Below are 8039 nucleotides of genomic sequence, written 5' to 3'. Positions count from 1 at the left end.
ATCAATTTCTAATAAATACTTAATATATAGTTTTTATCTGAGATATGAAAACCAAGTGCTATGAAGAAGGTATGGAGGGAATATTCAACAATTAATAATTAATAATTAATAATTAATAATTAACAATTACCTCTCCGAAAAATTTTTATTTTTATCCCCTAAAAGAAAAGACTTTAAAGCACAAATTTTCAGTAAAAGAGGGAAAGCAGCATTAAATAGTAGCAAACACCAGGATATAAAAGACTCAAAACAGCACTTTTTTTAAATAAAAAACTTGAATCTATATTTACATCTAAGCTGAACGCTTTTTTATTTTTAGGATTATATAAAATCCGGTTCTATAGTAATCGTAAAATTACTTTATCTCAATACAAATGTTTTATTAAACACAAGTTTAAAAATTCATGCTATTCAAATCCTTTCTTTCTCCGGACTCGGGACTCCTGACTTCTTAGCGCTCGCTAATCATCCGGATTTGATATTATTTCTATTCTTTACCAGACTAAAGATAAATAGTAATTATATCTAAAGGTAGAACTTTCTGACAAGCGATCGCTCACTTTTAGCTACAATATTACAGTAGTAATTGTATATACAAATTTTATCGGTGCAGTTACTAAGTTAGTTGCTGTCCTTAAATCTAGCTAAATATGAAGTTAATCATTAAAAAAAATTAAATACTTGACTAAGTTTGAATTAAAGCTATAATATTTGAGAGATAAATTTACTTTATTGCTTATAGTATAGTGAGAAGAAAAATTGTATAAAATTCTTCTATACTTTATAGCATCTAGAAATTGTTTATCTCAGTATTGAAGCAGATTTGATATATTCTAACGAAGAGAATCAGTTTTAGGAGCTGTATATAATGACAGATGTAATCATAAATCATGCTCAAAAATTTGGATTTTTTTGTAATCATGATTTACTCGGTTCTTGGCAGATAGTATCTCATCCCAGAACACCCGTATGGAAACTACGTCAGCAGAAAGAAGACTGGTTACTATTAATCTCAGATGAACCTCATTTAATTTTGTTACCAGAAGAAGTTATTGCTTTTCTCAGATGGCGTTGGTCAACCAAGAAAAAATAATTCACATCTACAAATTATTAATCAACTTCCGTGCTGTGGATAATATCATTAAACATGATAACGACTGCCAGAGCAGTTAAAGCATAGAGTAATGATGAATTTGAGAAGGGAAATATTTTTCCCACTGTTGCTTGTTGCCTGCTATATGAATAATTTATACTAGCTTAATGAACATATCCCACTATTTTTAACAAGCTTATTTGTTTAAGCAAAATGTGTTTTAAAAGCTAATTTTTTTGTTCTTAACTATCAAAATATTATTACTGGGATAGGCCCTTAACAAAGTCAGAAGTTAGAATTTATTTTTGTAACGGGCATTTGAGCAAGGCTCCAAAAATATTTCGCCTGAAAAGGCGGGGTTTTAGACCCAATTATTTTGATAAATGTTTGCTATAAATAGCTAAAACTTTTCTGGGAGTAACCGAATCAGAATCAACAGTTTAAATATCATTTATTACCTTTAATATCCCTTTTTGATCTATTTGATCTAATAGAGATATCTGGCAAAAAATCTTTTAATTGCGATTATTATTCATGACATTATTTTTTCACCATTGGTATTAAATATCTAATACCATGTTTCCCCTCCGGGGGAGCTACGAATTGCAGACTGGTCAGTTATAAATAAAATTTAATGACTGACAGTACCGACAGTACAAAAGAAATACTGAAATTATCAATACTATTCGCTATTCTCCAATATTTCCTATGTATTCCTCCTTTCTTCCCTCCTGAGTTCTGACTCCTCACAATATTTATTTATAAGTATTTAATCAAAAATGATATAATGTCTTCACAGACTCCTAATAATCAACCCCACCATACAAATTTAACAACTAATACTTTAGTCCCACCATCAATAGATAGATTTTTAGTATGTGGATTAGGTAGTTTAGGGCAACATTGTGTAGCTGCTCTGAAACAGTTTGGTGTAATTGTCAACGCCATAGATCTTATACAACCTCAACACAGGGAAGTTTCAGACTTATCTTCACAACTAAACCAATTAATTATTGGGGATGCTAGAGAACCTGGCATTTTGAGACAGGGCCAAGTTCAACAGTGTCGAGCGATACTTATTGTTACAAGTAATGAAAGAATAAATTTAGCGATCGCTCTAGCAGCAAGATTAATTAATCCTCAAATTCGTCTTGTAGTCCGCTCTGCAAAAGAAAACCTCAATCAACTATTAGGTCAACAGCTAGGAAATTATGTAGCATTTGAACCTACGGAATTACCTGCACCAGCTTTTGCCGTTGCTGCTTTAGAATCAGAAATTATCGGTTTTTTTTATCTAGAAAAACACCAAATAAAGATCGTAAAACGTGAAATAAAAATAGAGGGGCCTTGGTACGACCGTCCTATTTATCAGCTTAATAATCGTCATCGAAAAGTCATTAGTTATGCTACTGATTATACTCAAAGATTATCAGATTTTTATGACTGGGATAGTGATGAACTAATTCAAGCAAGCGACCAAATAATTTATATTGAAAAACCAGAATTTTTGACAATAAATAATCAAAAAAAAACTCAGAAAAATAACCTTAAATTATGGCAAATATTTCGCTCAATTATTCAAATCAAACCAAGTGAGATTAAAAATATAGTCATTAACTACTGGAACTGGATTCATGAAAACCCAATTCGTAATTTAGTTTTTTCTAGTGGCTTAATTTTAGTAATTCTCTTATGCACTGGTACATTACTATTTTGGCTTTACTATCCAGAGGCAACTTTAAGAGAAGCTTTTTATGGCACAGCAGTTTTATTACTAGGAGGATTTGGAGATATTTTTGGTGGCATTAAACTAGAGCAAAATTTTCCTTGGTGGCTGCAATTTTTTAGTTTAATCACAACATTAGTAGGAATTATTTTTGTAGCTTTGCTCAATGGTTTAATTACAGAAAGATTGTTAAGTACAAGATTTAAATTCGCCAGAAGAAATCCTATCCCAACTCAAGACCATGTCGTGATAATTGGTTTAGGAAGAGTAGGTCAGCAAGTGGCTACTTTGTTACAAGAATTTAAACAGAAATTAGTAGCAATTAGTTCTACAGCAATTGAATCAGATATAACTCCTCAAATTCCTCTAGTTACAGGTAATATTATTAAATCTCTAGAAAAAGTAAATTTAGCCACTGCCACAGGAATTATTGCTGTCACAAATGACGAAATGTTAAATCTAGAAGTAGCATTAATGGGTTATTCTGTTAATCCAAATATTCGTTTAGTAATTCGTACTTCTGAACAACGTTTTAGCAATAATTTAGCCAAACTTTTACCATATTCTACCTTTATTTGTAATTCTGCCGTTGTAGCAGAAGCTTTTGCCGGAGCAGCATTTGGAGAAAATATATTAAGTTTATTTAGAATAGACCATCAAACAGTATTAGTAACTGAATATAATATTGAAGCAGGAGATACCTTAAATGGATTAATTTTAGCGGAAATAGCTTATGGTTATGGAGTAGTGACAATATTATATCAAAAGCCACCAAATGAATCAAAATTAATGCCTTCAGATGATATTAGATTAGCAGTAGGCGATCGCCTAATTGTTTTAGCAACAATTAATGGTTTAAAAAGAATAGAAAATGGTGAAATCAAACAACCTACTTGGCAAGTTATAATTGAATCTGCCCCATCAGAATATGCGATATTTCAAGGAGCAAATGAAATTGTTGGTATTTCTGGGTGTAGCATTAATCAAGCTAGAGAATTAATGAATAATTTGCCAGGAATGTTACCCAAACCACTTTATAAACATCAAGCTCAAAGATTAGTTAGAACTTTGAAAAAGTCTTTTGTAAAAGCCAAGTTAATCTCAGTATAAATCGCATTTTAGAACCATTTAAAATCAGAATATAGCCCTTATAAATTCATTTTTAACTGTAGCGACTTGCAAACATTTATTTTTAAGTTCTACATCTATATCCTTTTGCTAAGTGTTTATTTTATTCGTAGTTTTCATTGTTGATATGAACACGAAATTGACTTAACAAACTATAGACCAAAGGAGACAAAAGAATTCCCATCGCTATGACAAAAACCAAACCACTAAAGAGTGCATAGAGAGAAGCAAATACTTTCGCGCTAGTAGTTGAAAGAGGGCTAATTGGTCCCATACCACTAAGAATCATCGAAGCTTCTACTAGAGAATCTATCCAACTCAAACCCGCTGCCCAATGATAGCCGATAACGCCCATCATAAGTCCTAAAGAGATAAAAAGTGCAGACAGGCCCATATAGCTAAGAAACTTCCACAGAAAGAGGAAAATAGACTTTGTTCGCTCTGATGAAGTCCAAGCTTTCGGTTCTTGAATCACATTTAAACCGGAAGAACGGATGAGAAATATTATAATTGCTAACATTAATAGTCCATATATGAGCATATTTCTAAAATCCACTTAACGATTATCTTATATATACGGCTAAAACTAGAGAAACAACTGTAAGCGTGCCCACCAATTTTGTCATCCTTTTATGGTAGGATTTTTAAGTCCCTAGTTTCGAGCGTGGCGTAGTCCAAAGCCTTGAGTAGCATGAAGATGACTATAACTAACATTAGACCTCTCCGGAAAAGAGGGAGTAGGGAGTAGGGAGTAGGGGAAAATAATTGATGATTTATGCGTATGGGATTGATTTAATTTTTGATTATCGGATATGTCTATATATATGCAGCGTGAGTTGTTAGAAAAGCATTTGAGTAAAATAGTTATTAATAGACATCTCTAGAAAATAGGGAGTAGTCGTAGGGATGTTGCGTGCAACGTCCGTACAAAGTAGGGGTAAAGAATTGATAGTTTATGTGCGAAAATTGATTTGATTTTTTATTGTTGGAGATGTCTATTAGAGGAACTGATAACTGATAACTGAAATGACCGATAATCGCAAACAAGTCCGCAAAGTTTTAATAATAACTTTACTACTAAATTTATTAGTGATGTTAATCAAAGCTGGAATAGCATTTTGGACCGGTTCACTGAGTCTATTTGCTGATGCTTTGCACAGTGTTACTGACAGCGCTAATAACATTTTAGGGTTAGTCACAAATCATCTTGCATCCCCTAAACCAGACCGACAATATCCATACGGACATCAAAAATTTGACGCTATTGGCGCTTTAGGTATTGCTGCTTTCCTTGGTATTGCTTGTTTTGAAATTCTCAGTGGAGCAATACAACAAATAGTCGGCGGTACTCAAGAAGTAAATATTTCTCCACCTGCGCTATGGATATTATTAATTGTACTTGGGATTAATATTTTTGTGGCATTTTATGAACGTCGGGTAGGAAAAAAAATCGGTAGTAGTATTTTAATTGCCGACTCCCACCATACAATGAGCGATATCTGGGTGACAGTAATTGTTATAGCTGGATTAATTGGTATTTGGCAAGGAAATATTTGGAATTTACCTATTTTTCGTTGGTTAGATATAGTGTTAGCTTTTCCCGTCGCTCTTTTAGTGTTTCGGAGTGCTTGGGAAGTTTTGAAAGAAAATTTGCCTTGGTTGGTCGACTATATGGCAGTAGCACCAGAAGCTATTCATGCGATCGCCATGGAAGTTCCGGGAGTAGTCAACTGTCACGATATTGCTTCCCGTGGAGTTATCGGTCGTCAGGTATTTATTGAAATGCACCTCATTGTTAATTCTGATGATATTGAAACTGCTCATCAAATTACCGAAAAGGTAGAAGCAAGTCTACAAAAAAGGTTTCATCCTGCCAGAATTATGATTCATGTTGAACCCCCTGCTTATAGATCGGAACATATTTCTTATGAAAGGGAGTAGGGAGTAGGGAGTAGTAGGGGAGTGGGGGAGCAGCGTAGGTTGGGTTAAGCGATAGCGCAACCCAACAGATACAACAGATACATATTTATTATTGTCTATTTTGATCGCTAAGATTTTTCAGTAGGATTCTGATTTTTAATTAGTCGAACAATTTCTATATTAGACATCTTAGGCAAATCACCGTGCCAGATTGTCTCCCCACTTGCCAATAGTTGTCCATCAGGACTGAAATTGACCGAAAAAACTTTCCACTGATTATTTAAGGTACAAATTTCTTTACCCGTTTCGACATCCCACAGTTTTGTTATATTCTGGCAACCACTACCACTAGCAAGAATCTTACCATTTGGATGAAAAGCAACACAAGTAACGCTATAATCATGGCTCTTGAGAGTACGAATTGTTTTACCAGTTTCGACATCCCACAGTTGAATAGTACAATCCCAACTACCGCTTGCTAGAATACGACCATTAGGACTAAATGCAATATCATAAACATCTTCAGTATGATTTCTGAGAGTTCGGATTAATTTACCAGTATTAACTTCCCAAAGTTTAACTGTTTGGTCTTCTGCGCAGCTTGCTAAAATCTTGCCGTTAGGAGAAAATTCTACATCGTTAATTTCATAGTAAAGTTCGTCGTTCTTGTGCTTCAAAGCTCTGATTAATACTCCAGTTTTTACATTGAACCAACCAATTCTGTTGCTGTCATCACAACCAGCTAATATACAACCATTAGGACTAAAAGCAACAGCACGAACGTAACTGTGAGGATGAAGAGTCAACTCATTCAGATTCAAGCGATTAAGTATTTCTCCCGTATCTACTTTGCGTAAAATAATTCTCTGATCTTCTCCACTAGCTAAAATATTGCCATCAGGACTAAATGCAATATCTGAAACAGAGTCTCCACACTTAAAAGCTCTAATTTTTTTTCCGGTCTTGACATCCCACAGCTTAATTGGATCATCGTATCCACAACTAGCCAAAATATCCCCATCTGGATGAAAGACTAGCTGATTAATGTCGTTGTCGTGAGAAATACAATATTTTTCCTCTATCTTCATCGTGAAACTCAGTCCTTAACTCAAAGGTCTCCACAATTTATTATTTTAAAGCTTTAGTATTTTTCCTTTGAAAATTTCCCAGAATAGACAAAGTTTTCCACAATAAAACCATAGTTTTCCACAGAATTTTCCACAAAGATTAAGGCTAAGTTAAAAGCAAAAATATCTATATATTTGAGATTTTGATATTCAGATTATTTGAGTAATATCATGTCCGGATAATTAGTGATAAAAAAACTTTCTCCTTTTCCTCCTCATTCCTTATTGGTTCTTCTTTCTTATTCTTTCTTCCCTCCTGACTTCTCCGTCGTTTATTTATAAGTATTTAACCAGACATTATATAAGTATTATCAACAGGTTTATCTATACAAATTTATTTTTAGTTTCAATTGAAATTAAATTTATTTATAGTTTACCAAGTGACAATCAGTGGAAATATGCTTGTCGAGCTCGAACAACCACACCATTTTATTTTGGCGAAATTATAACGTCTGAGTTAGCTAGCTATGATGGCATTTCTACTTATGAAAATATTTTCAATAATTGATAATTACCTCTCCCTAAAAGGAAGAGGATTGAATAAAAGGAAAAAATTGATTCTCTTGGTCGATTGGATATGGCGAGGTTTCCTCGCCATCCCATCCTACGGAATGCTCCGCAAACGACCGCTTTTTTCCCCTTGAAAGGGGAGGCTTTAAACCTGAATTATTGAATTATTGAATTATTAATTATTCGGTAATTACAAAATACTCCGTGGCGGTAGTTTGATCGACAATTCTTTTAATTGCCGGAGTGCCAGGCGTAACGAAAACGATGCCGACTACCGCGATAACTATAGGGGTTTTCGGGTTGTGTCGTCGGTGTCGGTAATTACGAAGTTGACAAAAAAACTTGACATGATACTATAAATATAATGGAAAAGGTGCGCTCATATATATTTAAGTGACTTAGTCCAAAAAACCATACTTGCCTACTCAAATAATTAATAATGAATGAGTTTAATTGTTAATTGTTGAAGAATAGCTGATAACTGATAACTGATAACTGAAAATGCAGTCTGGAAAAATCCTGAGAAACCACTACA

At 33.7% G+C, this 8039-nt stretch carries 6 protein-coding genes; 4 read left to right on the top strand and 2 right to left on the bottom strand.

What is annotated here, in order from left to right:
- Positions 1–868 precede the first annotated feature (868 nt).
- Together AC3DU7_RS18990 and AC3DU7_RS18985 are read left to right on the top strand one after the other, a co-directional pair.
- Positions 869–1093 carry a hypothetical protein gene (locus AC3DU7_RS18990; RefSeq protein ID WP_202222038.1) on the top strand — a complete coding sequence of 75 codons (225 nt, stop codon included), beginning with the start codon at positions 869–871 and terminating at the stop codon, positions 1091–1093.
- Between the two features lie 787 nt (positions 1094–1880).
- Positions 1881–3929 carry a potassium channel family protein gene (locus tag AC3DU7_RS18985; protein ID WP_488040875.1) on the top strand — a complete coding sequence of 683 codons (2049 nt, stop codon included), beginning with the start codon at positions 1881–1883 and terminating at the stop codon, positions 3927–3929.
- A gap of 121 nt (positions 3930–4050) precedes the next feature.
- Here the strand turns inward: AC3DU7_RS18985 and AC3DU7_RS18980 are convergent, their stop codons facing one another.
- Positions 4051–4488: a hypothetical protein gene (locus AC3DU7_RS18980; protein WP_488040874.1), complete on the bottom strand. Its 438-nt coding sequence runs from the start codon at positions 4486–4488 to the stop codon at positions 4051–4053.
- A gap of 485 nt (positions 4489–4973) precedes the next feature.
- Between AC3DU7_RS18980 and cdf31 the strand changes: the two genes are divergently transcribed.
- A complete protein-coding gene (gene cdf31, locus AC3DU7_RS18975) occupies positions 4974–5888 on the top strand; it encodes a CDF family zinc efflux transporter Cdf31 (RefSeq protein WP_488040873.1) in 915 nt (304 codons plus the stop codon).
- A gap of 107 nt (positions 5889–5995) precedes the next feature.
- On the opposite strand, the gene AC3DU7_RS18970 is transcribed toward cdf31, so the two are convergent.
- Complete coding sequence (locus tag AC3DU7_RS18970) at positions 5996–6955, bottom strand: WD40 repeat domain-containing protein (protein WP_488040872.1); 960 nt, start codon at positions 6953–6955, stop codon at positions 5996–5998.
- 746 nt (positions 6956–7701) lie between these two features.
- On the opposite strand from AC3DU7_RS18970, the gene AC3DU7_RS18965 reads away from it, so the two are divergent.
- Entirely contained in the window at positions 7702–7863 is a 162-nt protein-coding gene (locus AC3DU7_RS18965) for a hypothetical protein (protein ID WP_488040876.1), read from the top strand.
- Positions 7864–8039 lie beyond the last annotated feature (176 nt).

Source organism: Okeania sp., assembly GCF_983059655.1.
The sequence above is the reverse complement of the archived record's forward strand: the minus strand, read 5'-3'. Positions and strand labels throughout refer to the sequence as shown.

What these genes read in the sequence shown, in the direction of transcription:
- AC3DU7_RS18990 (WP_202222038.1), top strand. Translation starts at nt 869, where the DNA reads ATGACAGATGTAATCATAAATCATGCTCAAAAATTTGGATTTTTTTGT.
- AC3DU7_RS18985 (WP_488040875.1), top strand. Translation starts at nt 1,881, where the DNA reads ATGTCTTCACAGACTCCTAATAATCAACCCCACCATACAAATTTAACA.
- AC3DU7_RS18980 (WP_488040874.1), bottom strand. Translation starts at nt 4,488, where the DNA reads ATGCTCATATATGGACTATTAATGTTAGCAATTATAATATTTCTCATC.
- cdf31 (WP_488040873.1), top strand. Translation starts at nt 4,974, where the DNA reads ATGACCGATAATCGCAAACAAGTCCGCAAAGTTTTAATAATAACTTTA.
- AC3DU7_RS18970 (WP_488040872.1), bottom strand. Translation starts at nt 6,955, where the DNA reads ATGAAGATAGAGGAAAAATATTGTATTTCTCACGACAACGACATTAAT.